This is a genomic window from Mesorhizobium sp. B1-1-5 (assembly GCF_006443065.1).
In the GTDB taxonomy this organism is placed as follows: domain Bacteria; phylum Pseudomonadota; class Alphaproteobacteria; order Rhizobiales; family Rhizobiaceae; genus Mesorhizobium.
On record NZ_VFWS01000056.1, the window covers coordinates 1 to 24,643 of the forward strand.

General features: G+C 63.1%; 35 protein-coding genes and 1 pseudogene. All 36 read left to right on the forward strand.

Features of this window, described 5'->3' with window-relative positions:
- Positions 1–309, forward strand: a pseudogene (gene tuf / locus FJ980_RS17525) (elongation factor Tu); the annotation flags it as partial.
- Positions 310–378: 69 nt separating this feature from the next.
- The gene (gene rpsJ / locus FJ980_RS17530) at positions 379–687 is read left to right on the forward strand and encodes a 30S ribosomal protein S10 (RefSeq protein ID WP_006205468.1); all 309 of its coding nucleotides are present in this window, start codon (positions 379–381) and stop codon (positions 685–687) included.
- A 61-nt stretch (positions 688–748) separates the two neighbouring features.
- Positions 749–1,465, forward strand: coding sequence for a 50S ribosomal protein L3 (rplC, locus tag FJ980_RS17535; RefSeq protein ID WP_095765515.1), 717 nt, complete (start codon positions 749–751; stop codon positions 1,463–1,465).
- Entirely contained in the window at positions 1,465–2,085 is a 621-nt protein-coding gene (gene rplD / locus FJ980_RS17540) for a 50S ribosomal protein L4 (RefSeq protein WP_095765514.1), read from the forward strand. The genes rplC and rplD overlap by 1 nt, the downstream gene beginning before the upstream one ends.
- The gene (locus FJ980_RS17545) at positions 2,082–2,375 is read left to right on the forward strand and encodes a 50S ribosomal protein L23 (RefSeq protein ID WP_140544867.1); all 294 of its coding nucleotides are present in this window, start codon (positions 2,082–2,084) and stop codon (positions 2,373–2,375) included. Before rplD ends, FJ980_RS17545 begins: the two co-directional genes overlap by 4 nt.
- Before the next feature lie 22 nt (positions 2,376–2,397).
- Positions 2,398–3,231: a 50S ribosomal protein L2 gene (gene rplB / locus FJ980_RS17550; RefSeq protein ID WP_126084116.1), complete on the forward strand. Its 834-nt coding sequence runs from the start codon at positions 2,398–2,400 to the stop codon at positions 3,229–3,231.
- A gap of 16 nt (positions 3,232–3,247) precedes the next feature.
- A complete protein-coding gene (rpsS, locus tag FJ980_RS17555) occupies positions 3,248–3,526 on the forward strand; it encodes a 30S ribosomal protein S19 (protein WP_006205463.1) in 279 nt (92 codons plus the stop codon).
- Positions 3,527–3,528: 2 nt separating this feature from the next.
- Positions 3,529–3,918 (forward strand): 50S ribosomal protein L22, encoded by a 390-nt coding sequence (gene rplV, locus FJ980_RS17560; RefSeq protein WP_006205462.1) that lies wholly within the window; start codon positions 3,529–3,531, stop codon positions 3,916–3,918.
- On the forward strand, positions 3,918–4,652 hold the full coding sequence (rpsC, locus tag FJ980_RS17565; RefSeq protein WP_140544869.1) for a 30S ribosomal protein S3: 735 nt from the start codon (positions 3,918–3,920) through the stop codon (positions 4,650–4,652). Before rplV ends, rpsC begins: the two co-directional genes overlap by 1 nt.
- Before the next feature lie 27 nt (positions 4,653–4,679).
- A complete protein-coding gene (gene rplP / locus FJ980_RS17570) occupies positions 4,680–5,093 on the forward strand; it encodes a 50S ribosomal protein L16 (protein WP_027170364.1) in 414 nt (137 codons plus the stop codon).
- Between the two features lie 12 nt (positions 5,094–5,105).
- Positions 5,106–5,306: a 50S ribosomal protein L29 gene (gene rpmC / locus FJ980_RS17575; protein WP_042642190.1), complete on the forward strand. Its 201-nt coding sequence runs from the start codon at positions 5,106–5,108 to the stop codon at positions 5,304–5,306.
- A 4-nt stretch (positions 5,307–5,310) separates the two neighbouring features.
- On the forward strand, positions 5,311–5,550 hold the full coding sequence (gene rpsQ / locus FJ980_RS17580; protein ID WP_140544871.1) for a 30S ribosomal protein S17: 240 nt from the start codon (positions 5,311–5,313) through the stop codon (positions 5,548–5,550).
- 82 nt (positions 5,551–5,632) lie between these two features.
- Complete coding sequence (gene rplN, locus FJ980_RS17585) at positions 5,633–6,001, forward strand: 50S ribosomal protein L14 (RefSeq protein WP_006205457.1); 369 nt, start codon at positions 5,633–5,635, stop codon at positions 5,999–6,001.
- Positions 6,002–6,013: 12 nt separating this feature from the next.
- The gene (gene rplX, locus FJ980_RS17590) at positions 6,014–6,328 is read left to right on the forward strand and encodes a 50S ribosomal protein L24 (protein WP_095765510.1); all 315 of its coding nucleotides are present in this window, start codon (positions 6,014–6,016) and stop codon (positions 6,326–6,328) included.
- On the forward strand, positions 6,321–6,899 hold the full coding sequence (gene rplE / locus FJ980_RS17595) for a 50S ribosomal protein L5 (RefSeq protein WP_036260373.1): 579 nt from the start codon (positions 6,321–6,323) through the stop codon (positions 6,897–6,899). The genes rplX and rplE overlap by 8 nt, the downstream gene beginning before the upstream one ends.
- A 26-nt stretch (positions 6,900–6,925) precedes the next feature.
- Positions 6,926–7,231 carry a 30S ribosomal protein S14 gene (gene rpsN, locus FJ980_RS17600; RefSeq protein WP_140544873.1) on the forward strand — a complete coding sequence of 102 codons (306 nt, stop codon included), beginning with the start codon at positions 6,926–6,928 and terminating at the stop codon, positions 7,229–7,231.
- 12 nt (positions 7,232–7,243) lie between these two features.
- Entirely contained in the window at positions 7,244–7,642 is a 399-nt protein-coding gene (gene rpsH, locus FJ980_RS17605) for a 30S ribosomal protein S8 (RefSeq protein WP_066989600.1), read from the forward strand.
- Positions 7,643–7,756: 114 nt separating this feature from the next.
- The gene (rplF, locus tag FJ980_RS17610; protein WP_140544875.1) at positions 7,757–8,290 is read left to right on the forward strand and encodes a 50S ribosomal protein L6; all 534 of its coding nucleotides are present in this window, start codon (positions 7,757–7,759) and stop codon (positions 8,288–8,290) included.
- Positions 8,291–8,427: 137 nt separating this feature from the next.
- Positions 8,428–8,790 (forward strand): 50S ribosomal protein L18, encoded by a 363-nt coding sequence (rplR, locus tag FJ980_RS17615; RefSeq protein WP_027170356.1) that lies wholly within the window; start codon positions 8,428–8,430, stop codon positions 8,788–8,790.
- 149 nt (positions 8,791–8,939) lie between these two features.
- Positions 8,940–9,503 carry a 30S ribosomal protein S5 gene (gene rpsE / locus FJ980_RS17620; protein ID WP_036260404.1) on the forward strand — a complete coding sequence of 188 codons (564 nt, stop codon included), beginning with the start codon at positions 8,940–8,942 and terminating at the stop codon, positions 9,501–9,503.
- Between the two features lie 25 nt (positions 9,504–9,528).
- Positions 9,529–9,726, forward strand: coding sequence for a 50S ribosomal protein L30 (rpmD, locus tag FJ980_RS17625; protein ID WP_027170355.1), 198 nt, complete (start codon positions 9,529–9,531; stop codon positions 9,724–9,726).
- Positions 9,727–9,748: 22 nt separating this feature from the next.
- Positions 9,749–10,222, forward strand: a complete 474-nt coding sequence (gene rplO, locus FJ980_RS17630) for a 50S ribosomal protein L15 (RefSeq protein WP_140544877.1) — start codon at positions 9,749–9,751, stop codon at positions 10,220–10,222.
- A gap of 256 nt (positions 10,223–10,478) precedes the next feature.
- Complete coding sequence (gene secY / locus FJ980_RS17635) at positions 10,479–11,819, forward strand: preprotein translocase subunit SecY (protein ID WP_140544879.1); 1,341 nt, start codon at positions 10,479–10,481, stop codon at positions 11,817–11,819.
- Positions 11,816–12,406, forward strand: a complete 591-nt coding sequence (locus FJ980_RS17640; RefSeq protein WP_140544881.1) for an adenylate kinase — start codon at positions 11,816–11,818, stop codon at positions 12,404–12,406. Before secY ends, FJ980_RS17640 begins: the two co-directional genes overlap by 4 nt.
- A gap of 209 nt (positions 12,407–12,615) precedes the next feature.
- On the forward strand, positions 12,616–12,984 hold the full coding sequence (gene rpsM / locus FJ980_RS17645; RefSeq protein ID WP_027170351.1) for a 30S ribosomal protein S13: 369 nt from the start codon (positions 12,616–12,618) through the stop codon (positions 12,982–12,984).
- Between the two features lie 127 nt (positions 12,985–13,111).
- Positions 13,112–13,501, forward strand: a complete 390-nt coding sequence (rpsK, locus tag FJ980_RS17650) for a 30S ribosomal protein S11 (protein WP_006205444.1) — start codon at positions 13,112–13,114, stop codon at positions 13,499–13,501.
- Between the two features lie 97 nt (positions 13,502–13,598).
- The gene (locus FJ980_RS17655; RefSeq protein ID WP_027170350.1) at positions 13,599–14,609 is read left to right on the forward strand and encodes a DNA-directed RNA polymerase subunit alpha; all 1,011 of its coding nucleotides are present in this window, start codon (positions 13,599–13,601) and stop codon (positions 14,607–14,609) included.
- Between the two features lie 104 nt (positions 14,610–14,713).
- Positions 14,714–15,145 carry a 50S ribosomal protein L17 gene (gene rplQ, locus FJ980_RS17660; protein ID WP_140544883.1) on the forward strand — a complete coding sequence of 144 codons (432 nt, stop codon included), beginning with the start codon at positions 14,714–14,716 and terminating at the stop codon, positions 15,143–15,145.
- A gap of 192 nt (positions 15,146–15,337) precedes the next feature.
- The gene (locus tag FJ980_RS17665) at positions 15,338–16,825 is read left to right on the forward strand and encodes a DegQ family serine endoprotease (protein ID WP_140544885.1); all 1,488 of its coding nucleotides are present in this window, start codon (positions 15,338–15,340) and stop codon (positions 16,823–16,825) included.
- A 123-nt stretch (positions 16,826–16,948) separates the two neighbouring features.
- Positions 16,949–18,259: a replication-associated recombination protein A gene (locus FJ980_RS17670; protein ID WP_140544887.1), complete on the forward strand. Its 1,311-nt coding sequence runs from the start codon at positions 16,949–16,951 to the stop codon at positions 18,257–18,259.
- A 170-nt stretch (positions 18,260–18,429) separates the two neighbouring features.
- Positions 18,430–19,257 carry an aspartyl/asparaginyl beta-hydroxylase domain-containing protein gene (locus tag FJ980_RS17675; RefSeq protein ID WP_140544903.1) on the forward strand — a complete coding sequence of 276 codons (828 nt, stop codon included), beginning with the start codon at positions 18,430–18,432 and terminating at the stop codon, positions 19,255–19,257.
- 262 nt (positions 19,258–19,519) lie between these two features.
- Positions 19,520–20,467: a helix-turn-helix domain-containing protein gene (locus FJ980_RS17680; RefSeq protein ID WP_224638986.1), complete on the forward strand. Its 948-nt coding sequence runs from the start codon at positions 19,520–19,522 to the stop codon at positions 20,465–20,467.
- Positions 20,468–20,602: 135 nt separating this feature from the next.
- Entirely contained in the window at positions 20,603–22,120 is a 1,518-nt protein-coding gene (gene adh / locus FJ980_RS17685) for an aldehyde dehydrogenase (protein WP_140544907.1), read from the forward strand.
- A gap of 64 nt (positions 22,121–22,184) precedes the next feature.
- The gene (locus tag FJ980_RS17690) at positions 22,185–22,541 is read left to right on the forward strand and encodes a DUF779 domain-containing protein (protein WP_140544909.1); all 357 of its coding nucleotides are present in this window, start codon (positions 22,185–22,187) and stop codon (positions 22,539–22,541) included.
- Positions 22,542–22,648: 107 nt separating this feature from the next.
- Positions 22,649–23,629 carry an RluA family pseudouridine synthase gene (locus FJ980_RS17695; RefSeq protein ID WP_140544911.1) on the forward strand — a complete coding sequence of 327 codons (981 nt, stop codon included), beginning with the start codon at positions 22,649–22,651 and terminating at the stop codon, positions 23,627–23,629.
- 61 nt (positions 23,630–23,690) lie between these two features.
- Complete coding sequence (locus FJ980_RS17700; RefSeq protein ID WP_246676443.1) at positions 23,691–24,548, forward strand: DMT family transporter; 858 nt, start codon at positions 23,691–23,693, stop codon at positions 24,546–24,548.
- Positions 24,549–24,643: the final 95 nt, after the last annotated feature.

A 24,643-nucleotide genomic window follows, 5' to 3' on the forward strand; every position in this document is an offset into this window, starting at 1 on the left:
CTGGCCAAGCCCGGCACGGTCAAGCCGCACAAGAAGTTCGTGGCCGAAGCCTACATCCTGACCAAGGACGAGGGCGGCCGTCACACGCCGTTCTTCACCAACTACCGTCCGCAGTTCTACTTCCGCACGACGGACGTGACGGGCATCGTGACGCTGCCGGCCGGCACCGAGATGGTGATGCCCGGCGACAACATCACCGTCGACGTCGAGCTGATCGTGCCGATCGCGATGGAAGAGAAGCTGCGCTTCGCCATCCGTGAAGGCGGCCGCACCGTCGGTGCCGGCATCGTCGTCACCATCAAAGAGTAATTTGGACTGAAACCGATCTGTCGCGGGCGCGGGAGCTGCCCGCGCCGCGCCAGAACAAGGAATTGACGCATGAACGGACAGAATATCCGCATCCGCCTTAAGGCGTTTGACCACCGGGTGCTCGACGCCTCGACGCGCGAAATCGTGTCGACCGCCAAGCGCACCGGCGCCAACGTCCGCGGCCCCATCCCGCTGCCGACGCGGATCGAAAAATTCACGGTCAACCGGTCGCCCCACGTCGACAAGAAGAGCCGCGAACAGTTCGAGATGCGCACGCACAAGCGGCTGCTCGACATCGTCGATCCGACCCCGCAGACGGTCGATGCTTTGATGAAGCTCGATCTGGCCGCCGGTGTCGACGTCGAGATCAAGCTCTAAGGGAATAAGAGAGCGGTAAGGGGCGGTGCCCCTGGCCCGGAACTCTAAAGGAATTGAACCGATGCGTTCAGGTGTGATTGCAAAAAAGGTGGGAATGACCCGCATCTATAACGATGCCGGCGAACACGTTCCCGTCACCGTTCTCCAGATGGAGAACTGCCAGGTCGTGGCCCAGCGCACGCAGGAGAAGAACGGCTACACCGCCGTCCAGCTCGGCGTTGGCCTTGCCAAGGTGAAGAACACGTCGAAGGCGATGCGCGGCCATTTCGCCGCCGCTTCCGTCGAGCCGAAGGCCAAGGTCGCCGAGTTCCGCGTCTCCGCCGACAACATGATCGACGTCGGCGCCGAGCTGACCGTCGAGCATTTCGTCGCCGGCCAGAAGGTGGATGTCACCGGCACCTCGACCGGCAAGGGTTTCCAGGGCGTGATCAAGCGGCACCACATGGGCGGTGGCCGCGCCACGCACGGTAACTCGGTCTCGCACCGCACGCACGGCTCGACCGGCCAGCGCCAGGACCCCGGCAAGGTGTTCAAGGGCAAGAAGATGGCCGGCCACATGGGCGATACCCGCGTCACCACGCAGAACGTCGAGGTCGTCTCGACCGACGCCGATCGCGGCCTGATCCTGATCCGCGGCGCGGTTCCCGGCGTCAAGGGCGCATGGATCCTGGTTCGCGACGCCGCCAAGGTTGCGCTGCCGGCCAATGCGCCGAAGCCGGCCGCGATCCGCGCCGCTGCCGCCAAGAACGAAGCCCCGGCCACTGAGGGAGCCGAATAATGGATCTCAAGATCACAACGCTGGGCGGCAAGGACGCCGGCAAGGTGGAACTCTCCGAGGAGATTTTCGGCCTTGACCCGCGCGAGGACATCCTGCAGCGCGTCGTGCGCTGGCAGCTCGCCAAGAAGCAGCAGGGCACGCACAAGGCCAAGGGCCGCGCCGAAATCGCGCGCACCGGCGCCAAGATGTACAAGCAGAAGGGTACGGGCCGCGCCCGTCACCACTCGGCTCGCGCTCCGCAGTTCCGCGGCGGCGGCAAGGCACACGGCCCGGTCGTTCGCAGCCATGAGCACGAGCTGCCGAAGAAGGTCCGTGCGCTTGGCCTCAAGCACGCTCTCTCGGCCAAGGCCAAGAGCGCTTCGCTGATCATCGTCGACGAGCTGAAGCTCACCGAAGCCAAGACCAAGGCGCTGGTGGCGAATTTCGAGACGCTGGGGCTGACCAACGCCCTGGTGATCGGTGGCGCCGAGCTTGACCAGAACTTCAAGCTGGCGGCGACCAACATTCCGAACATCGACGTGCTGCCCATCCAGGGCATCAACGTCTACGACATTCTGCGCCGCGGCACGCTGGTCCTTTCGAAGGCCGCTGTCGAGGCTCTCGAGGAGCGCTTTAAATGACCGACCTCCGTCACTACGACGTGATCGTCTCGCCGGCGATCACCGAAAAGTCGACCATGGCTTCCGAGCAGAACCAGGTCGTCTTCAACGTCGCCAAGAAGGCGTCGAAGCCGGAAATCAAGGCTGCCGTGGAGGCTCTCTTCGGCGTCAAGGTGACGGCTGTGAACACGCTCGTCCGCAAGGGCAAGATCAAGCGCTTCCGCGGCACCGTTGGCCGCCAGGGCGACGTCAAGAAGGCGGTTGTGACGCTGGCCGAGGGCCAGTCGATCGACGTCGCGACGGGTCTCTGAGCAAGGCCGCGAGGACAGGACAATGGCACTTAAGAAATTCAACCCGGTAACGCCGAGCACCCGCCAGCTGGTCATCGTCGACCGCTCGGGCCTCTACAAGGGCAAGCCCGTCAAGGGCCTGACTGAAGGCCTGACCAAGTCGGGCGGCCGCAACAACTACGGCCGCATCACGGCCCGCTTCATCGGCGGCGGTCACAAGCGTTCGTACCGCATCATCGACTTCAAGCGTAAGAAGTACGACGTCGTCGGCACGGTCGAGCGTATCGAATACGATCCGAACCGCACCGCCTTCATCGCGCTGATCAAGTATGACGACGGCGAGCTGTCCTACATCCTGGCCCCGCAGCGTCTTGCTGCCGGCGACAAGATCGTGGCTGGCGAAGCGGTCGACGTGAAGCCGGGCAACGCGATGCCGCTGGCCTCGATGCCGGTCGGCACGATCGTCCATAACATCGAGCTGAAGCCGGGCAAGGGCGGCCAGGTCGCCCGTTCGGCTGGCGGTTACGCCCAGCTCGTCGGCCGCGACCAGGGCATGGCGATCCTGCGCCTCAACTCGGGCGAGCAGCGTGTCGTGCACGGTTCCTGCATGGCCACCGTCGGCGCCGTGTCGAACCCCGACCACGGCAACATCAACGACGGCAAGGCCGGTCGCACCGTTTGGCGCGGCAAGCGCCCGCACAATCGCGGCGTGGCCATGAACCCGGTCGACCATCCGCATGGCGGCGGCGAAGGCCGCACCTCGGGTGGCCGTCATCCGGTTTCGCCCTGGGGCAAGCCGACCAAGGGCAAGAAGACGCGGTCCAACAAGGCGACCGACAAGTTCATCCTGCGCTCGCGTCATCAGCGCAAGAGCTAAGAAGAGGTAACGCCAAGTGACTCGTTCGATTTGGAAAGGCCCCTTCATCGACGGCTACCTTCTCAAGAAGGTGGACAAGGTTCGTGAAGGTGGTCGCAATGAGGTGATCAAGATGTGGAGCCGTCGCTCCACCATCCTGCCGCAGTTCGTCGGCTTCACCTTCGGTGTCTACAACGGCCAGAAGCACGTTCCCGTCTCGGTGAACGAGGACATGGTCGGCCACAAGTTCGGTGAATTCGCTCCGACCCGGACCTATTACGGTCACGGCGCGGATAAGAAGGCGAAGAGGAAATAATCATGGGCAAGGCCAAAGCTCCGCGCAGGCTTGCTGATAACGAGGCGCGTGCCGTTCTGCGCACGATCCGCATCAGCCCGCAGAAGCTCAACCTGGTTGCCGCGCTGATCCGCGGCAAAAAGGTCGCGACAGCGCTTTCCGACCTCGAATTCTCGGCCAAGCGGATTTCCGGCACGGTCAAGAAGACGCTGGAATCGGCGATCGCCAATGCGGAAAACAATCACGACCTCGACGTCGACGCTCTGATCGTGGCGGAAGCCTATGTCGGCAAGTCGATCGTCATGAAGCGTTTCCACGCTCGTGGCCGCGGCCGCGCCAGCCGTATCGAAAAGCCGTTCTCGCACCTCACGATCGTCGTTCGTGAAGTCGAGGAAAAAGGGGAGGCCGCATAATGGGCCAGAAAGTCAATCCGATCGGGCTGCGTCTCGGCATCAACCGTACCTGGGATTCGCGCTGGTTCGCGAACACCGGCGAATACGGCCAGCTGCTGCACGAGGACCTCAAGATCCGCAAGTATCTCGAGAAGGAACTCAAGCAGGCCGCGATCTCGAAGGTCGTGATCGAGCGTCCGCACAAGAAGTGCCGCGTCACCATCCACGCCGCGCGTCCGGGCCTCATCATCGGCAAGAAGGGCGCCGACATCGAGAAGCTTCGCAAGAAGCTGACCGAGATGACGAAGTCTGAAACGCACCTCAACATCGTTGAAGTGCGCAAGCCGGAAATCGACGCCACTCTGGTCGCCCAGTCGATCGCCCAGCAGCTCGAGCGCCGCATCGCGTTCCGCCGCGCCATGAAGCGTGCCGTTCAGTCGGCCATGCGTCTGGGCGCCGAAGGCATCCGCATCAACTGCTCCGGCCGTCTCGGCGGCGCCGAGATCGCGCGCATGGAGTGGTACCGCGAAGGCCGCGTGCCGCTGCATACGCTGCGCGCCGACGTCGACTACGGCACCGCCGAGGCGAACACGGCCTACGGTATCTGCGGCGTCAAGGTGTGGGTGTTCAAGGGCGAGATCCTCGAGCATGACCCGATGGCTTCCGAGCGCTGTGCAACCGAAGGCGACGCCGCGCATGGTGGCGGCGGTGCTGGCGGTGAGCGCGAACGCGGCCGCCGTCGCGAGAACGCCTGAGACATTTGAGAATTTGGAGTTAGAACGATGCTGCAGCCAAAGCGCACAAAGTTCCGCAAGCAGTTCAAGGGCCGTATCCACGGTACCGCCAAGGGCGGCACCAATCTGGATTTCGGCGGTTTCGGGCTGAAGGCGCTTGAGCCTAACCGCGTCACCGCGCGCGAGATCGAGGCGGCCCGCCGCGCGATCACCCGCGAGATGAAGCGCGCCGGCCGCGTCTGGATCCGGGTGTTCCCGGACCTGCCGGTCACCTCGAAGCCGACCGAAGTCCGCATGGGTAAGGGCAAGGGCGCCGTCGACTACTGGGCGGCGCGCGTCAAGCCCGGCCGTATCATGTTCGAGATCGACGGCGTCAGCGAGGAGACCGCTCGTGAAGCGCTGCGTCTCGGCGCCGCCAAGCTCTCGGTCAAGACGCGCTTCGTGCAGCGCATCGCAGAATAAGGACAGGCGATCATGAAAGCCGAAGACATCCGGACCAAGACCCAGGATCAGCTGACCGACGACCTGGCCGCTCTCAAGAAGGAGCAGTTCAACCTGCGCTTCCAGAAGGCCACCGGCCAGCTCGAAAAGACCGCGCGCGTGAAGCAGGTCCGCAAGGACATCGCGCGCATCAAGACCATCGCCGCGGAAAAAGCCGCGGCCAAGAAGGGTTAAGACCATGCCAAAGCGCATCCTGCAGGGCACCGTCGTCAGCGACAAGAACGAGAAGACGGTCGTGGTCAAGGTCGAACGTCGCTTCACGCATCCCGTGATGAAGAAGACCGTGCGCATGACCAAGAAGTACAAGGCGCACGACGAGAACAACGCCCACAAGGTCGGCGACCAGGTGTTCATCCAGGAATCGAAGCCGATTTCCAAGGACAAGCGCTGGGTTGTCGTCTCTACGGATCAGGCTTGATCCGGGCGAACGAACCGAATTTTGGACAGACCGGGGAGGGGTGAAGAACCCGTCCCGTTAGAAAAGAAGAAGGCGGCCAGTCATGATTCAGATGCAAACAAACCTCGACGTCGCGGATAATTCCGGCGCCCGTCGTGTCATGTGCATCAAGGTGCTGGGCGGCTCGAAGCGGAAATACGCCTCCGTCGGCGACATCATCGTGGTGTCGATCAAGGAAGCCATTCCGCGCGGCCGCGTTAAGAAGGGCGATGTGATGAAGGCGGTCGTGGTTCGCACGGCCAAGGACATCCGCCGCCCGGACGGCAGCGTGATCCGTTTCGACAAGAACGCGGCCGTTCTCGTCGACAATAAGAAAGAGCCGATCGGCACCCGTATCTTCGGACCGGTTCCGCGCGAGTTGCGCGCCAAGAACCACATGAAGATCATCTCGCTCGCGCCTGAAGTGCTGTAAGGAGCCGGACCAATGCAAAAGATCAAAAAAGGCGACAAGGTCGTCGTGCTTGCCGGCAAGGACAAGGGCCGTTCGGGCGAAGTCCTGTCGGTGCAGCCGAAGGAAGACACCGCGGTCGTCCGCGGCGTGAACCTCATTCGCCGTCACCAGAAGCAGACCCAGTCGCAAGAGGCTGGGATCATCACCAAGGAAGCGCCGATCCACCTGTCGAATATCGCGCTGGCCGACCCCAAGGACGGCAAGCCGACCCGCGTCGGCTTCACCATCCAGAAGGATGGCAAGAAGGTGCGCGTCGCCAAGCGTTCGGGAGAAGTCATCAATGGCTAAGGCTGAAACCAAGCAGGCAACTGCCAAGAACGAGCCGCGCCTCAAGAAGGTCTACAACGAGACCATCCGCAAGGCGATGCAGGAGCAGTTCGGCTACGACAACGACATGCAGGTTCCGCGCATCGACAAGATCGTGCTGAACATGGGTGTCGGCGAAGCAACCGCGGACTCCAAGAAGCCCTCGGTCGCGGCCGAGGATCTCGCGATGATCGCCGGCCAGAAGGCCGTCGTCACCCGCGCCCGCAACTCGATTGCCGGCTTCAAGGTGCGCGAGAACATGCCGATCGGCGCCAAGGTCACGCTGCGCAAGGAACGCATGTACGAGTTCCTCGACCGCCTCGTGAACATCGCGCTGCCGCGCGTTCGCGACTTCCGCGGGCTGAACCCCAAGAGCTTTGACGGCCGTGGCAACTACGCCATGGGTATCAAGGAACACATCGTGTTCCCGGAGATCAACTACGACAAGGTTGATCAGGTCTGGGGCATGGACGTCATCGTTTGTACGACGGCGAAGACGGACGACGAGGCTAGAGCGCTGCTCAAGGCCTTCAACTTCCCCTTCCGCCAGTAACGGCAGCGAAAAAGGAAACATCTGAAATGGCAAAGACCAGCTCAGTCGAGAAGAATAACCGGCGCCGCAAGCTCGCCGACCAGTACGCCGCCAGGCGCGCGGCGCTCAAGGCCATCATCATGGATCAGTCCCAGCCGATGGAAGAGCGTTTTCGCGCCCAGTTGAAGCTTTCGGCGCTGCCGCGCAACTCGGCCAAGATCCGCATCCGTAACCGCTGCGAGGTGACGGGCCGTCCGCGCGCCTACTATCGCAAGCTGAAGCTTTCGCGTATCGCGCTTCGCGATCTTGGCAATACCGGCCAGATCCCGGGCCTGGTCAAGTCGAGCTGGTAAGGAGACACTGAGATGTCATTGAGCGATCCTCTCGGCGATATGCTGACCCGCATCCGCAACGCCTATGGCCGCAAGAAGTCGAGCGTTTCGACTCCGGCCTCGCGTCTGCGTGCCCGCGTGCTCGAAGTGCTGAAGTCGGAAGGCTATATCCGCGACTACAGCCAGACCGACTTCGAAAACGGCAAGTCGGAAATCGAGATCGAGCTGAAATATTTCGACGGCGCCCCGGTTGTGCGCGAGATCGAGCGCGTCTCGAAGCCTGGCCGTCGCGTCTATGTCTCGGCCAAGTCGATCCCGCACGTCGCCAACGGCCTCGGCATCGCCATCCTTTCGACGCCGAAGGGCGTCATGGCCGACCATGAAGCGCGCGAGCAGAATGTCGGCGGCGAAATCCTCTGCCAGATATTCTAGGGGCGAATGGTCAATGGTGAATAGTGAATGGTGAAACTGGCTGGAACGTCATCCGCGCTATTCACCATTTTGCCATTCGCCATTCACAGCAGTTAAGGAAAGAAGGAGACAACAATGTCTCGTATCGGAAAGAAACCCGTTTCGCTGCCGCAAGGCGTGACCGCGTCCGTCAACGGCCAGACCGTGACGGCGAAGGGCCCCAAGGGCGAGCTGAAGTTCGTGGTCAACGACGAAGTGCTGGTGAAGATGGAGAACAACGAGATCTCCGTCGAGCCGCGCGACCAGACCAAGAATGCACGCTCCAAGTGGGGCATGTCGCGCACGCAGATCGTCAACATCCTGCAGGGCGTGAAGGACGGCTTCGAGAAGAAGCTCGAGATCACAGGCGTCGGCTATCGCGCGGCGTTGCAGGGCAAGAACCTGCAGCTGGCGCTCGGCTTCAGCCACGACGTGGTCTATCAGACGCCGCAGGGCATCACCATTGCCGTGCCGAAGCCGACCGAGATCACGGTGTCGGGCATCGACAAGCAGCAGGTCGGCCAGGTCGCAGCCGAGATCCGCGAATATCGCGGTCCCGAGCCTTACAAGGGCAAGGGCGTGCGCTATGCCAACGAGCGCATCGTGCGCAAGGAAGGCAAGAAGAAGTAATAGGCCTGGCCCCGAGAAGTTGCAGACTTTTCGAAAGTGCCAAGCCGCAGAAGTGTAACGCCGCGGGGAGCGGCCGCGGGAGGCTTGGCCTACCGCACAGGGTTGCCCCCGTTTTCTGAAGGCAAGGAACTGACATTATGGCAAGCCCCAAAGAAACCATCCAGCGCCGCGCGCAGCGCGTGCGCCGCCAGCTGAAGAAGGTCGCCGGCGAGCGTCCGAGGCTTTCGGTGCACCGCACCTCGAAGAACATCTACGTGCAGGTGATCGACGACGCCAACGGCCACACGCTGGCCGCCGCCTCGACGCTCGAGAAGGACCTCAAGGGTTCGCTCAAGACCGGCGCCGACACCGCAGCCGCGGCCGCGGTCGGCAAGCTGATCGCCGAGCGTGCCACCAAGGCCGGGGTCAAGGAAGTCGTCTTCGACCGCGGCCCGTACATCTATCACGGCCGCGTCAAGGCGCTGGCCGAGGCTGCCCGCGAAGGCGGTCTCAGCTTCTAATGCTTGATCCCGAACCGAGAGGTCCGCGCAGCGAAAAGTTGCAGACTTTTCGGATAAGATCATGCAAAGGAAAAGTTCGCCGCTGGCGACCCGAATGAGGCGTCGGCAAACAGCAACCCGTGCTTCCGGAAAAGAACAAGGAACAGGATATGGCACAGGAACGTAGGGATGGCGGCCGCGGCCGCGAGCGCGAAGAGCGCGACGACGGCATGGTGGACAAGCTCGTCCACATCAACCGCGTCGCCAAGGTGGTGAAGGGCGGCCGTCGTTTCGGCTTTGCCGCTCTCGTCGTCGTTGGCGACCAGAAGGGCCGCGTCGGCTTCGGCCACGGCAAGGCGCGCGAAGTGCCGGAAGCGATCCGCAAGGCGACCGAGTCGGCCAAGCGCGACATGATCTTCGTGCCGCTGCGTTCGGGCCGCACGCTGCATCACGACGTCGAGGGCCGCTGGGGCGCCGGACGCGTTCTGCTGCGCGCCGCCAAGCAGGGTACCGGCATCATCGCCGGCGGTCCGATGCGCGCCGTCTTCGAGACGCTCGGCATGCATGACGTGGTCGCCAAGTCGATGGGTTCGTCGAACCCCTACAACATGGTTCGCGCCACCTTCGACGCGCTGAAGAGCCAGATGCATCCGAAGGATGTGGCTGCCGCGCGCGGTATCAAGTACTCGACCCTTCAGGCCCGCCGCGGCACCGCCGTTGCGGCTGAAGAATAGTCGACGCTGACCAGGGATTTCGACCATGGCCAAGAAAGCTACCAAGACCATCACCGTCGAGCAGATCGGCTCGCCGATCCGCCGGCCGAAGGAGCAGCGCGCGACGCTGGTCGGCCTCGGCCTGAACAAGATGCACAAGCGGCGCACGCTGGAAGATACCCCTTCGGTGCGCGGCATGATCGCCGCCGTCCAGCACCTCGTCCGCGTCGTGGACGAGGCCTGAACGGAAGGGCAGGAGAAGAAACATGAAACTCAACGATCTGCGTGACAAGGACGGCGCGACGCACTCCAAGAAGCGTCTCGGCCGCGGCATCGGTTCCGGCTCCGGCAAGACCGCCGGTCGCGGCGTCAAGGGCCAAAAGGCCCGCTCGGGCGTTGCCATCAACGGCTTCGAGGGTGGTCAGATGCCGCTCTACCGGCGCCTGCCGAAGCGTGGCTTCAACAACATCTTCGCCAAGAGCTTCACGGTCGTGTCGCTGGCCCGCATCCAGGCTGCCGTCGACGCCAAGAAGCTCGACGCCAAGGCGACCGTGACGGCCGAGGCCCTGGTTGCCGCCGGTGTCATCCGCCGCGTCAAGGACGGCGTGCGCGTGCTGTCCGACGGCGAACTCAAGGCCAAGCTGTCCTTCGACGTTGCCGGCGCCTCCAAGGCCGCGATCGAGAAGATCGAGAAGGCCGGCGGTTCGGTGAAGCTGCCGGAAGCGGCCGCCGCCGAGTAACGGCGATTTGAAGCGCGGCCGACCGGGATGATTTCGCATATTCCGTCGAACCGCGCTTTGACCGGATGAATTGGGCGGCCGCGTCAACGCGGCCGCTTGCATGTTTACGGTCCCGAGCTTATCTCGTGAGCTTCGGTGACACGCGCCGCCTGAGCTGCGGCATCGAGCGCGACGTAGAAATCAAAGAAGTAGAGCATGATGTCGTCCGAAAACCGCTCCACATTTTTCGGCATCACGCTCTAGCGGAGAATCAGGCATGGCCTCGGCTGCTGAACAATTAGCCTCCAATCTGAATTTCGCGGCCTTCGCCAAGGCCGAGGATCTCAAGAAGCGCATCTGGTTCACCATCGGCGCGCTGCTCGTCTACCGCCTCGGCACCTATATCCCGCTTCCCGGCATCAACCCCGATGCTTTCGCCCAGGCCTTCTCCTCGCAGAGCAAGGGCGTGCTCGGCATGTTCAACATGTTCGCCGGCGGCGCCGTGCAGCGCATGGCGATCTTCGCGCTGGGCATCATGCCCTACATCTCCGCCTCCATCATCATGCAGCTGATGACCTCGGTCATCCCATCGCTGGAAACGTTGAAGAAGGAAGGCGAGCAGGGCCGCAAGATCATCAACCAGTACACGCGTTACGGCACCGTGCTCCTGGCGCTGATCCAGGCCTACGGCATTTCGATCGGCCTCGAGGGCGGCAACGGCATCGTCAACGATCCCGGCATGTTCTTCCGCATCTCGACAGTCGTCACGCTGGTCGGCGGCACCATGTTCCTGATGTGGCTCGGCGAGCAGATCACCGCGCGCGGCATCGGCAACGGCATTTCGCTGATCATCTTCTCCGGCATCGTCGCCGGCCTGCCGCGGGCGATCTCCGGCACGCTGGAGCTCGGCCGTACCGGCGCGCTGTCGACGGGCCTCATCCTCGCGATCATCGTGCTGGCCATCATCGTCATTGCGCTCATCGTCTTCTTCGAACGCGCGCAGCGCCGCCTGCTCATCCAGTATCCCAAGCGCCAGGTCGGCAATCGCATGTTCCAGGGCGATACCTCGCATTTGCCGCTGAAGCTCAACACCTCCGGTGTCATCCCGCCGATCTTCGCGTCCTCGCTGCTGCTTCTGCCGGCGACCGTGGCGGGCTTCTCGCAGGCGACCAACCTGCCGGCCTGGGCAAGCACGATCCTCGCTTCGCTCGGCCACGGCCAGCCGCTCTACATGATCTTCTATGCGGGCATGATCGTCTTCTTCGCCTTCTTCTACACGGCGATCGTCTTCAACCCGAAGGACACGGCCGACCAGCTCAAGAAGCACTCCGGCTTCATCCCAGGCTATCGTCCGGGCGAGCGTACCGCCGACTATATCGACTATGTTCTGACGCGCGTAACCGTCATCGGCGCCATTTACCTGGTGCTGGTCTGTCTGCTGCCGGAGTTCCTGATTTCGGCGACTGGCGTACCTTTCTACCTCGGTGGCACATCGCTTCTGATCGTGGTCAGTGTCACGCTCGATACGGTGGCGCAGATTCAGGGTCACCTGATCGCGCACCAGTATGAGGGCCTGATCAAGAAGTCGAAGTTGCGCGGGGGGAAGAGGAGCAGATGAGGCTGATTTTGCTTGGGCCGCCAGGAGCGGGCAAGGGGACGCAAGCACAAAGACTGGTTGAAAAACACGGCATCCCCCAGCTCTCGACGGGTGACATGCTGCGTGCCGCCGTCCAGGCCGGAACCGAGGTCGGCAAGCGTGCCAAGGCGGTGATGGATGCCGGTGAGCTGGTCTCGGATGCGATCGTCAACGCCATCGTCGCCGAGCGCATCGATCAGCCGGATTGCGCCAAGGGATTCATCCTCGACGGCTATCCGCGCACGCTGATCCAGGCCGACGCGGTCGAGGCCATGCTTGCCGAACGCGGCATAGCGCTCGACACCGTCATCGAACTCGTCGTCGACGACAAGGCGTTGGTAGGCCGAATCGTCAAACGCGCCGAGGACGCCAAGGTCGCCGGCCAGCCGGTGCGCAAGGACGACAATCCGGCGGTGTTCGAAGAGCGCCTGCGCGAATACTACAAGAAGACGGCGCCGCTGATCGGCTACTACTACGCCAAAGGCAAGCTCAAGACCGTCGACGGCATGACCAGTATCGACGCGGTGACCGCCGAGATCGGCAAGGTGCTCGCGGCCGCGGTGAAGTAGACCGGGCCGACAATTAACGATTGCGCTTGACTGGAGTGGGCCGTTGGGGTATGGCGGCCCGTCTTCCTATCAGGCATGGACTTTGCTTGCCCTTGCGGGCAAGGCATCCGCTTTGAACCAGGAAACTCCCGCAAGGGCCGGCCTCCACCGGACGCGGGGTAACTTCGACAGCGCCGGCTTGTCCGGCCCAAATGGAGAAAGAGAAGAAAATGGCTCGTATAGCCGGCGTCAACATTCCGACCAACAAGCGCGTCGTCATCGCGCTTCAGTACATTCACGGCATCGGCAAGAAGTTTGCCCAGGAGATCGTCGACAAGGTCGGCATCCCGGCGGACCGCCGCGTCAACCAGCTGACCGACGCGGAAGTGCTGCAGATCCGCGAGACGATCGACCGCGACTACCAGGTCGAAGGCGATCTGCGCCGCGAAGTCTCGATGAACATCAAGCGGCTCATGGACCTCGGCTGCTACCGCGGCTTGCGTCACCGTCGCTCGCTGCCGGTCCGCGGCCAGCGCACGCATACCAACGCCCGCACCCGCAAGGGCCCGGCCAAGGCGATCGCCGGCAAGAAGAAGTAATTGAGCGAATAGCGAGTGGTGGTTAGCGAGTAGGGGACCCTATTCGCTATTCCCTACTCACTACTCGCTTTTCCAAGGTGGAGCCGCTGGCATTACGGCGGTGTAGAGATCAACTGAAAGGAATACCATGGCCAAGGAAGCCGCTCGTGTTCGCCGTCGCGAACGCAAGAACATTTCGTCGGGCGTTGCCCACGTCAATTCGACCTTCAACAACACCATGATCACCATCACCGACGCGCAGGGCAATTCGATCGCCTGGTCGTCGGCCGGTGCCCAGGGTTTCAAGGGTTCGCGCAAGTCGACCCCGTTCGCAGCCCAGATGGCTGCCGAGGACGTCGCCAAGAAGGCGCAGGAACACGGCATGCGCATGCTCGAGGTCGAGGTCTGCGGACCCGGCTCCGGTCGTGAATCGGCGCTCCGCGCGCTGCAGGCGGCGGGCTTCACCATCACCTCGATCCGTGACGTGACGCCGATCCCGCACAATGGCTGCCGCCCGCGCAAGAAGCGCCGCGTCTGATTTTTAAACGCCGCGCGAACGCCAAGGCGTTCCTCCGCGGTTTTCCGTGTCGCCCGCCACGATTGGATGGTGGCGGGGCAAAGGAAGGAAGACTTTTATGATCCAGAAAAACTGGCAGGAACTGATCAAGCCGAACAAGATCGAGTTCTCGTCGAAGAAGAAGACGCTGACCACGCTGGTGGCCGAGCCGCTCGAACGCGGCTTTGGCCTGACGCTGGGCAACGCGCTGCGGCGCGTGCTTCTGTCTTCGCTGCGCGGAGCGGCTGTCACCGCCGTGCAGATCGACGGCGTGCTGCATGAATTCTCGTCCATCGCCGGCGTGCGCGAGGACGTGACCGACATCGTGCTCAACATCAAGGAAATCGCCATCCGCATGGAAGGCGATGGCCCCAAGCGCATGGTCGTGCGCAAGCAGGGCCCGGGCGCCGTGCTCGCCGGCGACATCCAGACGGTCGGCGACGTCGAGATCCTCAACCCCGACCACGTGATCTGCACGCTGGACGAGGGCGCCGAGATCCGCATGGAGTTCACCGTCGACACCGGCAAGGGCTATGTGCCTGCAGAGCGCAACCGCGCCGAGGACGCGCCGATCGGACTGATCCCGGTCGACAGCCTCTATTCGCCGGTCAAGAAGGTCTCCTACAAGGTCGAGAACACCCGCGAGGGCCAGGTTCTCGACTATGACAAGCTGACCATGACGATCGAGACCAACGGCTCGATCTCGGGCGAGGACGCGGTCGCTTTCGCCGCCCGCATCTTGCAGGACCAGCTTGGCCTGTTCGTCAACTTCGACGAGCCGCAGAAGGAAGTCGCCACCGAGGCCGTCACCGAGCTCGCCTTCAACCCGGCGCTGCTCAAGAAGGTCGACGAGCTCGAGCTTTCGGTACGTTCGGCCAACTGCCTGAAGAACGACAACATCGTCTATATCGGCGACCTGATCCAGAAGACCGAAGCCGAGATGCTGCGCACCCCGAACTTCGGCCGCAAGTCGCTGAACGAGATCAAGGAAGTGCTGGCGGCCATGGGCCTCCATCTCGGCATGGAAGTGCCGGACTGGCCGCCGGAAAACATCGAAGACCTCGCCAAACGTTACGAAGACCAATATTGAGCATGAATTCCAAGGGTCGGCGGCGAGAGCCGCTCGATCCGACGGTCATGCGGAAAACCATCAGAGGCCGTGGCCTCTTGAACAACTGAAGAAGGAAAAGAGCCATGCGCCACGGTTTCAAAGGCCGTCGTTTCGCCCGCAGCATCAGCCACCGCAAGTCGATGTTCGCCAATCTCGCCGTATCGCTGATCGAGCACGAGCAGATCGTCACCACCTTGCCGAAGGCGAAGGACCTGCGTCCGATCGTCGAGAAGCTCGTGACGCTCGGCAAGCGCGGCGACCTGCACGCCCGCCGCCAGGTGATCGCGCAGATCGGCAATGAAGGCGTCGTCAAGCGCCTGTTCGAGACCATCGCCCCGCGCTACGCCACCCGCAATGGCGGCTATCTGCGCATCATGAAGGCGGGCTTCCGCAAGGGTGACAACGCCGCGATGGCGGTGATCGAATTCGTCGATCGCGATACCTCGGCCAAGGGCGCCGCCGACCGCGCCCGCATCGAGGCTGAGGGTGCCAACGAGGAAGCCGCGGCCGCCTGAGGTCGCTGTTTCGCCAATGACTTCGAGGGGCCTACGGGCCCCTTTTTGCATTTGGAGCAGGTTTGAGCGGGGTGAGCGGAATTTCACGCCCAGGCTCAAGCTTTTGCGCGACAAGTGTCGCATTTGTGTGCATTAGCCTTTCATTCTGCACATTCGTCGAGACAATGGCGCCCTATCTGGAGGGATTCGAGAATGCACCTCAAACGACTGTTTCTTGTTGCCGCGCTGGCGGTCTTTGCCGCGGCACCGGCCGCAAGACAGGCTTTTGCAGAGGACGCCGCCAAGCCGGCCGATCCGGGCCTCTCCGACGTGCTGACCGATCTCTTGCACGGCGTCGAAGGCGAGAACGGCACGTCCGGCCCCGACAAGCGCGTGCCGTTCGGCCGCGAGGAGGTGCAGCTCTCCTTCGCGCCGCTGGTCAAGCAGACGGCGCCGGCCGTCGTCAATGTCTATGCCTCGCAGACGGCAAAGGTGACGTCACCCTTCGAAGGCGATCCCTTCTTCGAGGAGTTCTTCGGCCGTGCCCAGCCGCGCGCGCAATCCTCGCTGGGTTCCGGCGTGCTGGTCGATCCGAGCGGCGTGATCGTCACCAACTTCCACGTCATCAAGGATGCCGACGAGGTGAAGGTCGCGACCGCCGACGGACGCGAGTTCACCTCCAAGGTCATGCTCAAGGACGAGACGCTCGATCTCGCCGTGCTCAAGATCTCGGCCGACAAGCCGTTTCCGGTGATCGCCATCGGTGATTCCGACGCGCTTGAGGTCGGCGACCTTGTGCTCGCCATCGGCAATCCGTTCGGTGTCGGCCAGACCACCACCAGCGGCATTGTCTCGGCGCTCGCTCGCAGCCATATCGGCGTTTCGGATTCGGGCTATTTCATCCAGACCGATGCCGCCATCAATCCCGGCAACTCCGGCGGCGCGCTGATCAACATGGGCGGCCAGCTGGTCGGCATCAACACGGCCATCTACAGCCGCAGCGGCGGTTCGATCGGCATCGGCTTCGCCATTCCCTCGAACATGGTACGCGCCTTCGCCGACGCCGCCAAGGCCGGGCTCGACTTCTTCGAGCGTCCCTATATCGGTGCGGAATTCGAACTGGTGACGCCGCAGATCGCAGAGTCGCTCGGCATGGAGAAACCCACCGGCGCATTGGTCTCGTCCGTGGATGCCACCGGGCCGGCGGGCAAGGCGGGGCTCAAGGCTGGCGACGTCATCATGTCGCTCAACAACACGCCGGTCGAAAGCATCGAGGCGCTCGACTATCGCATGGCGACGCTGTCGATCGGCACCAAGGCGACGTTCGCCGTGCTGAGCAAGGGGCAGCAGGCGACGCTGGAAATCCCGCTGGAGCGCGCGCCGGAAGGCGCTAAGCCCAGCGAGGTCACCTTGCGTGGCCGCAATCCCTTTTCCGGCGCCAAAGTGGCGGAACTGTCGCCCAGGCTTGCCCAGCGGCTTGGCCTTCGCACCGACCTCAAGGGCGTCACCGTCATCGATATCGGCCGCGATTCGCCGGCCGCCGATTTCGGTTTCCAGCCGGGCGATATCGTGCGCGAGGTGAACGGCACCACCATCGAGACCGCGGCGACACTGGCGCAGGTTGCCCAGCAGGACACGCGCTGGTGGCGCTTTACCGTTGAGCGCGGCGGGCAGATACTGCGCCAGGTGTTGCGTTATTGAGGCGATCTGCCCATTTAGAGCATGATCCCGAACTGAAGGCCCGCGTAGCAGAAAGCGGGAACCGGTGTTCGGACAAGATCATGCTCTCAAACGAGCGGAACCGCGTTCAAACAAAAGACTTGCATGGCCGATCTGTTCAGTTCCGATGAGCCGGAAAAGGCGCCGCCCGGGCGGCCGCTGGCCGATCGGTTGCGCCCAAAAAACCTCGGCGAGGTCGTCGGGCAAGAGCATCTGACCGGACCTGACGGCGCGCTGACCAGGTTGATCGATTCGGGTTCGCTCGGCTCGATGATCTTCTGGGGTCCCCCCGGCACCGGCAAGACGACAGTGGCGCGGCTGCTCGCCGGCGAGACCAATCTTGCCTTCGAGCAGATCTCGGCCGTGTTTTCCGGTGTCGCGGACCTCAAGAAAGTGTTCGAGGCGGCCAAGCTCAGGCGCTCCAACGGCCGCCAGACGCTGCTCTTCGTCGACGAGATCCATCGCTTCAACCGCGCCCAGCAGGACGGTTTTTTGCCGGTGATGGAAGACGGCACGGTGGTGCTGGTCGGCGCCACGACGGAGAACCCGTCCTTCGAATTGAATGCAGCGCTTCTGTCACGCGCGCGCGTGCTGGTGTTCCGTTCGCTGGGTGAGGACAGCATCGCCAAGCTTCTGGCCCGAGCGGAAGAAACCGAGGGCAGGGCGCTGCCGCTCGACGAAGAAGCGCGCGCCATGCTGATCCGCATGGCGGATGGCGACGGCCGCGCCTCGCTGACGCTGGCTGAGGAAGTCTGGCGCGCCGCCAAGAAAGGCGAAGTGTTCGGGCCGGAAGGCCTGCAGCGCGTCATCCAGCGCCGCGCGCCGATCTACGACAAGGGCCAGGACGGCCATTACAATCTGATCTCGGCGCTACACAAATCGGTGCGCGGCTCCGATCCGGATGCCGCGCTTTATTACCTCGCCCGCATGTTCGATGCCGGCGAGGATCCGCTTTATCTCGGCCGCCGTCTCGTGCGCATGGCGGTGGAGGATATCGGGCTCGCCGACCCACAGGCGCTTGTCGTAGCCAATGCGGCCAAGGACGCCTATGACTATCTTGGCTCGCCAGAGGGCGAGCTCGCCTTTGCCCAGGCCGCCGTTTATCTCGCCACGGCACCGAAATCGAACGCCGTCTACACCGCCTTCAAGGCTGCGACCGCGGCAGCCAAGGAGTTCGGCTCGCTGCTGCCGCCCAAGCACATCCTCAACGCGCCGACCAAGCTGATGAAGCAGGAGGATTACGGCGCCGGCTATCGCTACGACCATGATGAGCCGGAGGCGTTTTCGGGACAGGACTATTTTCCAGAGAAGATGGGCCGGCGCACTTTCTATGATCCGCCGGAACGCGGTTTCGAGCGCGATATCCGCAAGCGGCTGGAATACTGGGCAAAGCTGCGCGGCGAACGGAACAGCTGAGTTGCACGGCCCGGCGGTCGGCACGCTTCGTCGCGAAGCCGCACCAATGGTGGATCACACTTGCTGCGGCATTGTGCCGGGAAACGAAAAATCCTATCAAGACGCACGGCTGGCGGGGGTTGCCGTGATTTTGTCCCATGGAACAGGATCGCGCTCCCGCGCGAATGACAATGACAAAGCAAACCGTCAAGACGCTCCGCAAGGCCGCCATCGCCGCCGTAGTTCTCGCGCTCGCCTTCTACTTCATCCCGATCCTGACCACGATCTGGGTCGTCTGCGGCCTGATCGATGTCATGCGCAACGACCAGAAGAGCCAAAACCTGTTCGAGCGCTACTTCCTCGGCAATGGCCTGTTCACCTGGCTGTTGTCGCCGTTCAACCTGATCGTCGACCTTCTCAGCTACCGCAACCCCGGGGTCTGGAAGCCCGAGCAGTTCCCCGAGGATTATCAGCGCGAGATCAACGAGGTGCTGGGCGTCTTCAAGGCGCGCAAGGACGAGATCATCGCCGATATCGATGCCAATTTCGGCGCCGGCCGACGCGGCATGTATGTCTACCAGTGGTACGGCAAGCACAAGATCGATAACGTCCCCGAATTCAACAAGGATTACAAATACATCAAGACGATCGCGGTATCCGTTTTCAGCAAGCGCGAATCGACGTCCTGGCACTTCGGTCCGCTCCGGCTCAGCCTGCGCATCCTCTACAATCTGATACCGGTGAAGGCCGAGATCTTCGTCCAGTGCGGCAGCAAGAAGAACTACTGGTACGACAATCCGCTGTTCATCTTCGACGACACGCTGTTCCACCGCTCGGTCAACGAATATGACGGCCGACGCTACTGCGTCTTCGTCGACATCATCCGGCCGTCTCCGTTCCCAAAACTGATCGCGGGCCTTCTCGCCATCGTCTCGGTCAGCGTGGAGCGCATCAATTCTGTCTTCTACAAGAACTGGAAGATGATCGGCTCGTCCAAACCGAAGGCGGCCGCCAACTGACCACGGCGGAACCTCGCATCGATCCGCCTTAAACCAACGTCCAATGGCGCGGCGGAGCCGCGACCGTTAGGACTCCGGCACAATTCCAGGATGTGCGTAGCGATTTTCGTCCGGAATTGCGCAGGATCAAATACGCTTGCCGGCCAGCGTTCTATCGAAGCTGAACTGCCATTGGCAGCGGAATTGTCTAGCGAGCATGACGACGGAGCGGCAGGAGGTTCCGCTCACCGGGAGGATTAGGTTGATTGGACGGCAACCAGCCGTGCACGCGGACCAGGTCCAGGCCTCGGTCGCCAAGAGCGACGCAGCCCATTCGGCGGTCGTCGCCTCGTGGCGGCGGTCCCTCCAATTGCACGGCCTGGACCCTGCGGCACGCACGGCGCCAAGGCGGCTGACCGAAGGCGAGCTCAGGCTCACGAGGCAGCGCATGGAGCGGTTGATCCGCGCGGCCGAACCCAGCCTCAATCGGCTCTATCTCGCCGTGGGCGGCGTCGGCTGCTGCGTCATGCTGGCGGATCGCGACGGCATCCCGGTCGAGCGCCGGGGCGCCGTCGCGGACGATGAGACATTCGATGAATGGGGCCTGTGGACCGGCACCGTCTGGAGCGAGGACAGCGAAGGCACCAACGGCATCGGCACCTGCATCGCCGACCAGCGCGCTCTGACCATCCACCGTGATCAGCATTTCTTCTCCCGCAACACGCTGCTGAGCTGCACCACGGCGCCGGTCTATGACCATGAAGGCAATCTGGCGGCGGCGCTCGATGTCTCGTCCTGCCGGTCGGACCTGACCGAGGGCTTTGTCCAGCTCATCGCGGTTGCGGTCGGCGACGCTGCGCGCCGGATCGAAGCGGAAAACTTCCGCATGGTGTTTTCGGATGCCCGCATCTTGCTCGCACCCGTCACCGAGCGCAGCGCCGGTGCGCTGATAGCGGTCGATTCGGATGATCTTGTGATCGGCGCGACGCGCTCTGCCCGTCTTGGTCTGGGCATAACGCGGGAAGCGCTGGCGAGAGGACTGCTTGCCACCGATATTCTCGGCGACTGCGCAAAGACCGCTGAGGATTTGGACGATGCCGAACGAGGTGTGGTTCAGCGGGCGCTGGCGCGCGCCGGCGGCAACGTCTCGGCCGCCGCGCAGAACCTCGGCATCTCTCGCGCCACCCTGCATCGCAAGCTCGCCCGCTTCGACATTCGCCGCCCGCATTGATTGCAGACCGGACTGTCGCAGTTCTGCGACAGTCGCGCGCCACGATCATCCAGCCCCGGGATGACAAACCTGAGCCCATCCGCAACCCTTCCTCCATAGCGCCGCATCCCGCGGCGTGCTCATTGGGAGGCAGTGATGAACAAGGTGGAATTCTCGCGCACGGCCAAGGTTCCTTTCGCCAAACGCTACGACAACTTCATCGGCGGCAAATGGACGGCGCCGCTCTCCGGCAGATATTTCGACAACATCTCGCCGGTCACCGGCCGGCCGCTCTGCGAGATCGCCCGGTCGGACGCAAGTGACATCGAGGCCGCGCTTGACGCGGCCCACAAGGCCAAGGACGCCTGGGGCAAGACCAGCCCCGCGGCCCGCGCGCTGATCCTCAACCGCATCGCCGACCGCATGGAGGACAATCTCGACCTGCTGGCGCTCGCCGAGACCTGGGACAATGGCAAGCCGATCCGCGAGACGACCGCCGCCGACCTGCCTCTGGCCATCGACCATTTCCGCTATTTCGCCGGCGTGCTGCGCAGCCAGGAAGGCTCGATCTCCGAAATCGACCACGACACCGTCGCCTACCACTTCCATGAGCCGCTAGGGGTCGTCGGCCAGATCATTCCATGGAACTTCCCCCTGCTGATGGCGGTGTGGAAGCTGGCGCCAGCGCTCGCCGCCGGCAATTGCGTGGTGCTGAAGCCCGCCGAGCAGACCCCGGCCACGATCATGCTGTGGGCCGACCTCATCGGTGACCTCTTGCCCGAAGGCGTGCTCAACATCGTCAACGGCTTCGGCCTGGAGGCCGGCAAGCCGCTCGCCTCGTCGAACCGCATCGCCAAGATCGCCTTCACCGGCGAGACCACCACCGGCCGCCTGATCTCGCAATATGCCAGCCAAAACCTCATTCCGGTGACGCTCGAGCTTGGCGGCAAATCGCCCAACATCTTCTTCCAGGACGTGACCGCCGAAGACGACGATTTCTTCGACAAGGCGATCGAGGGCTTCGTCATGTTCGCGCTCAACCAGGGCGAGGTCTGCACGTGCCCCAGCCGCGCGCTGGTGCACGAGAAGATCTACGATAAGTTCATCGAGCGCGCGCTGAAGCGTGTCGAGGCAATCGTCCAGGGCGATCCGCTCGATCCCGCCACCATGATCGGCGCGCAGGCCTCGAGCGAGCAGTTGGAAAAGATCCTGTCCTACTTCGACATCGGCCGCCAGGAAGGCGCCGAGGTCTTGACCGGCGGCGAGCAGAACCATCTGCCGGGCGACCTTGCCGGCGGCTACTATGTCAAGCCGACCGTGTTCAAGGGCAACAACAAGATGCGCATCTTCCAGGAGGAGATCTTTGGACCCGTCGTGTCCGTGACGACCTTCAAGGACGATGACGAGGCGCTGTCGATCGCCAACGACACCCTCTACGGCCTCGGCGCCGGCATCTGGAGCCGCGACGCGAACCGCTGCTACCGCTTCGGCCGCGCTATCCAGGCCGGACGTGTCTGGACCAACTGCTATCACGCCTATCCGGCGCATGCTGCCTTCGGCGGCTATAAGCAGTCGGGCATCGGCCGCGAGACGCACAAGATGATGCTCGACCACTATCAGCAGACCAAGAACATGCTGGTCAGCTACAGCCCGAAGAAGCTCGGCTTCTTCTGATCCTCCCTGGGCGAAGAGGAGGGCGCGGCCCACCCGCGTCCTCCCGTCAGTCGAGGAGGATTTGATGGACAAGCCTTCGTTGAGCAAGGTGTCGGCCACGCCGGAGGCCGAGGCGCTGCTTGCCGAGATCATCGCCGATCACGGCCCGGTTCTGTTCCACCAGTCCGGTGGTTGCTGCGACGGCTCTTCGCCGATGTGCTACCCGCGTGGCGAGTTCATAATCGGCGACAATGACGTGAAATTGGGCGAAATCGGCGATACGCCGGTCTATATCGGCGCCTCGCAATATGAGGCGTGGAAGCACACCGATCTTATCATCGATGTAGTGAAGGGCAGGGGCGGCATGTTCTCGCTCGACAATGGTCGCGAGAAGCGCTTCCTGACGCGCTCGACCCTATGCGCGGTACCTTCGGAGAGTTGATCTGATAACGCGACGATTGGGGTAATTATCGCGCTTTGTTGGGCCTTTGGCTCGCAACCTGTCCGCCTTAGTGCTATGGCGCCGCTTTCGAACGGAAAAGCAAAGCCATGGCGGGTGTTGAACAGATCACGGTTGAGGCCGGCGAGGCGGGCATGCGGCTCGATCGCTGGTTCAAGGTCCATTATCCGGGCCTCGGCTTCGGCCATCTGCAGAAACTGCTTCGGTCGGGGCAAATCCGCGTCGACGGCGGCCGGGTGAAGGCCGACACGCGTGTCGAGCCAGGCCAGTCTGTTCGCGTTCCGCCGCTCGACGTCGATAAGAAGGGGGATGCGCCGCTCACCGGCCACTCGATCCGCAACCAGGGCGATGCCGACGTGCTCGCCAAGATGCTTCTGCATGAGGACCCGAAAGTCTTCGTCTTCAACAAGCCGGCGGGGCTCGCCGTGCAGGGCGGCTCCGGCGTCACCCGCAATGTCGACGACATGCTGGAAGCCTGGCGCAACCAGAAGGGCGAGAAGCCGCGCCTCGTCCACCGCCTCGACCGTGACACCTCCGGCGTGCTGGTGGTCGCCCGCACCCGTCTTGCGGCGATGAAGCTTTCGGAAGCGTTCCGCGCGCGCGAAACCAAGAAAACCTACTGGGCGCTGGTCAAGGGCGTGCCGCCCAAGCGCGAGGACAAGATCTCGACCTGGCTGATCAAGGAGCCGACGGAAGATGGCGACCGCGTGCGCGTGGCTGCGCATGGCGAGAAGGGCGCCGACCACGCCGTCTCCTACTACCGTGTCATCGAGCAGGCGGCGCAGACGATGACCTGGCTGGAGATGGAGCCCTATACCGGCCGCACGCACCAGCTTCGCGTTCACGCCGCCTACATAGGTTGCCCGATCATCGGCGATCCCAAATATTTCGAAGCCGATACCAACTGGGATTTCCCGGGTGGCATTCAAAACCGCCTGCACCTGCATGCGCGCCGCATCATCATCCCGCATCCGGACCACGGCGTCATCGACGTCACGGCGCCGATGCCGCCGCATATGCGCCAGAGCTGGAACCTGATCGGCTTCGACGACCAGAGCGCGGAAGACTGACTTGGCTGTCGCCCCCGCATTGGACAGACGCGATGCAGTCGATATGACGGCGGCGGCCATTATGGTCGGACTGACCTTTTCCTGGGGGCTGAACTATGTCGCCGCCAAGGTGTCATACTCCGGCTACGACCCTGTCTTCGTCTCGATCGCACGTTCGCTCATCGGGGGAGCCTGCGTGTTCGCCTGGTGCCGGCTGCGCGGCATCAAGCTCTTCGAAGCGGATCGGACGCTGGCCGCCGGCATCGTCGTCGGCGTGCTCTTCGGCATCGAGTTCCTGTGTCTCTATATCGGCCTCGAACATACGACCGTTGCCCGCAACACGCTCTTGGTCAACACCATGCCGTTCTGGGTGCTGATCGGCGGACATTTCCTGCTTGGCGAGCGCATCAATGCGCGCAAGCTCGGTGGCCTTGTTCTCGCCTTCTGCGGCCTGGCGGCGGTCTTCTCCGACGGCATCACTGCCGGCAGCGGCGCGACACTGACCGGCGATCTGCTCAGTCTCGGCTCAGGCGTCCTCTGGGCGGCGACCAGCATCGTCATCAAACGATCGAGGCTGGTCGAGACGCGCGCGGAGAAACTGCTGCTCTATCAGCTGGCCGGCGCCGCCGTCGTCGGCCTCCTGGTGATGCCTTTCGCCGGCCCGCCCATCCGCGCGCTTGCCGTCCTGCCGACACTGGCGCTGCTGTTCCAGTCTTTCTATATCGTCGCCTTCACCTATGTGTTGTGGTTCTGGCTGCTCACGCGCTATCCGGCGGCCGGCTTGTCGAGCTTCGCCTTTCTGTCGCCGGTGTTCGGCGTCCTGTGCGGCGCGGTGCTGTTGGGCGAGCTGCCGACGACCAGGATTTTCCTGGCGCTCGGCCTGATTGCCGCCGGGCTGATCATCGTCAATCGGCCGGCGCGCAGACAGCCCACACCATAGATCAGCCCGCGGAACGGCAAGGCTGCCCTATCTCTTTGTGTTGACGCGATTGCGGATGCAAAACCGCTTCACAATTTTCCTCAAATTGCTTTAAG

Coding starts and splice junctions, on each gene's coding strand:
- rpsJ (WP_006205468.1), top strand. CDS start 379: ATGAACGGACAGAATATCCGCATCCGCCTTAAGGCGTTTGACCACCGG.
- rplC (WP_095765515.1), top strand. CDS start 749: ATGCGTTCAGGTGTGATTGCAAAAAAGGTGGGAATGACCCGCATCTAT.
- rplD (WP_095765514.1), top strand. CDS start 1,465: ATGGATCTCAAGATCACAACGCTGGGCGGCAAGGACGCCGGCAAGGTG.
- FJ980_RS17545 (WP_140544867.1), top strand. CDS start 2,082: ATGACCGACCTCCGTCACTACGACGTGATCGTCTCGCCGGCGATCACC.
- rplB (WP_126084116.1), top strand. CDS start 2,398: ATGGCACTTAAGAAATTCAACCCGGTAACGCCGAGCACCCGCCAGCTG.
- rplV (WP_006205462.1), top strand. CDS start 3,529: ATGGGCAAGGCCAAAGCTCCGCGCAGGCTTGCTGATAACGAGGCGCGT.
- rpsC (WP_140544869.1), top strand. CDS start 3,918: ATGGGCCAGAAAGTCAATCCGATCGGGCTGCGTCTCGGCATCAACCGT.
- rplP (WP_027170364.1), top strand. CDS start 4,680: ATGCTGCAGCCAAAGCGCACAAAGTTCCGCAAGCAGTTCAAGGGCCGT.
- rpmC (WP_042642190.1), top strand. CDS start 5,106: ATGAAAGCCGAAGACATCCGGACCAAGACCCAGGATCAGCTGACCGAC.
- rpsQ (WP_140544871.1), top strand. CDS start 5,311: ATGCCAAAGCGCATCCTGCAGGGCACCGTCGTCAGCGACAAGAACGAG.
- rplN (WP_006205457.1), top strand. CDS start 5,633: ATGATTCAGATGCAAACAAACCTCGACGTCGCGGATAATTCCGGCGCC.
- rplX (WP_095765510.1), top strand. CDS start 6,014: ATGCAAAAGATCAAAAAAGGCGACAAGGTCGTCGTGCTTGCCGGCAAG.
- rplE (WP_036260373.1), top strand. CDS start 6,321: ATGGCTAAGGCTGAAACCAAGCAGGCAACTGCCAAGAACGAGCCGCGC.
- rpsN (WP_140544873.1), top strand. CDS start 6,926: ATGGCAAAGACCAGCTCAGTCGAGAAGAATAACCGGCGCCGCAAGCTC.
- rpsH (WP_066989600.1), top strand. CDS start 7,244: ATGTCATTGAGCGATCCTCTCGGCGATATGCTGACCCGCATCCGCAAC.
- rplF (WP_140544875.1), top strand. CDS start 7,757: ATGTCTCGTATCGGAAAGAAACCCGTTTCGCTGCCGCAAGGCGTGACC.
- rplR (WP_027170356.1), top strand. CDS start 8,428: ATGGCAAGCCCCAAAGAAACCATCCAGCGCCGCGCGCAGCGCGTGCGC.
- rpsE (WP_036260404.1), top strand. CDS start 8,940: ATGGCACAGGAACGTAGGGATGGCGGCCGCGGCCGCGAGCGCGAAGAG.
- rpmD (WP_027170355.1), top strand. CDS start 9,529: ATGGCCAAGAAAGCTACCAAGACCATCACCGTCGAGCAGATCGGCTCG.
- rplO (WP_140544877.1), top strand. CDS start 9,749: ATGAAACTCAACGATCTGCGTGACAAGGACGGCGCGACGCACTCCAAG.
- secY (WP_140544879.1), top strand. CDS start 10,479: ATGGCCTCGGCTGCTGAACAATTAGCCTCCAATCTGAATTTCGCGGCC.
- FJ980_RS17640 (WP_140544881.1), top strand. CDS start 11,816: ATGAGGCTGATTTTGCTTGGGCCGCCAGGAGCGGGCAAGGGGACGCAA.
- rpsM (WP_027170351.1), top strand. CDS start 12,616: ATGGCTCGTATAGCCGGCGTCAACATTCCGACCAACAAGCGCGTCGTC.
- rpsK (WP_006205444.1), top strand. CDS start 13,112: ATGGCCAAGGAAGCCGCTCGTGTTCGCCGTCGCGAACGCAAGAACATT.
- FJ980_RS17655 (WP_027170350.1), top strand. CDS start 13,599: ATGATCCAGAAAAACTGGCAGGAACTGATCAAGCCGAACAAGATCGAG.
- rplQ (WP_140544883.1), top strand. CDS start 14,714: ATGCGCCACGGTTTCAAAGGCCGTCGTTTCGCCCGCAGCATCAGCCAC.
- FJ980_RS17665 (WP_140544885.1), top strand. CDS start 15,338: ATGCACCTCAAACGACTGTTTCTTGTTGCCGCGCTGGCGGTCTTTGCC.
- FJ980_RS17670 (WP_140544887.1), top strand. CDS start 16,949: ATGGCCGATCTGTTCAGTTCCGATGAGCCGGAAAAGGCGCCGCCCGGG.
- FJ980_RS17675 (WP_140544903.1), top strand. CDS start 18,430: ATGACAAAGCAAACCGTCAAGACGCTCCGCAAGGCCGCCATCGCCGCC.
- adh (WP_140544907.1), top strand. CDS start 20,603: ATGAACAAGGTGGAATTCTCGCGCACGGCCAAGGTTCCTTTCGCCAAA.
- FJ980_RS17690 (WP_140544909.1), top strand. CDS start 22,185: ATGGACAAGCCTTCGTTGAGCAAGGTGTCGGCCACGCCGGAGGCCGAG.
- FJ980_RS17695 (WP_140544911.1), top strand. CDS start 22,649: ATGGCGGGTGTTGAACAGATCACGGTTGAGGCCGGCGAGGCGGGCATG.
- FJ980_RS17700 (WP_246676443.1), top strand. CDS start 23,691: ATGGTCGGACTGACCTTTTCCTGGGGGCTGAACTATGTCGCCGCCAAG.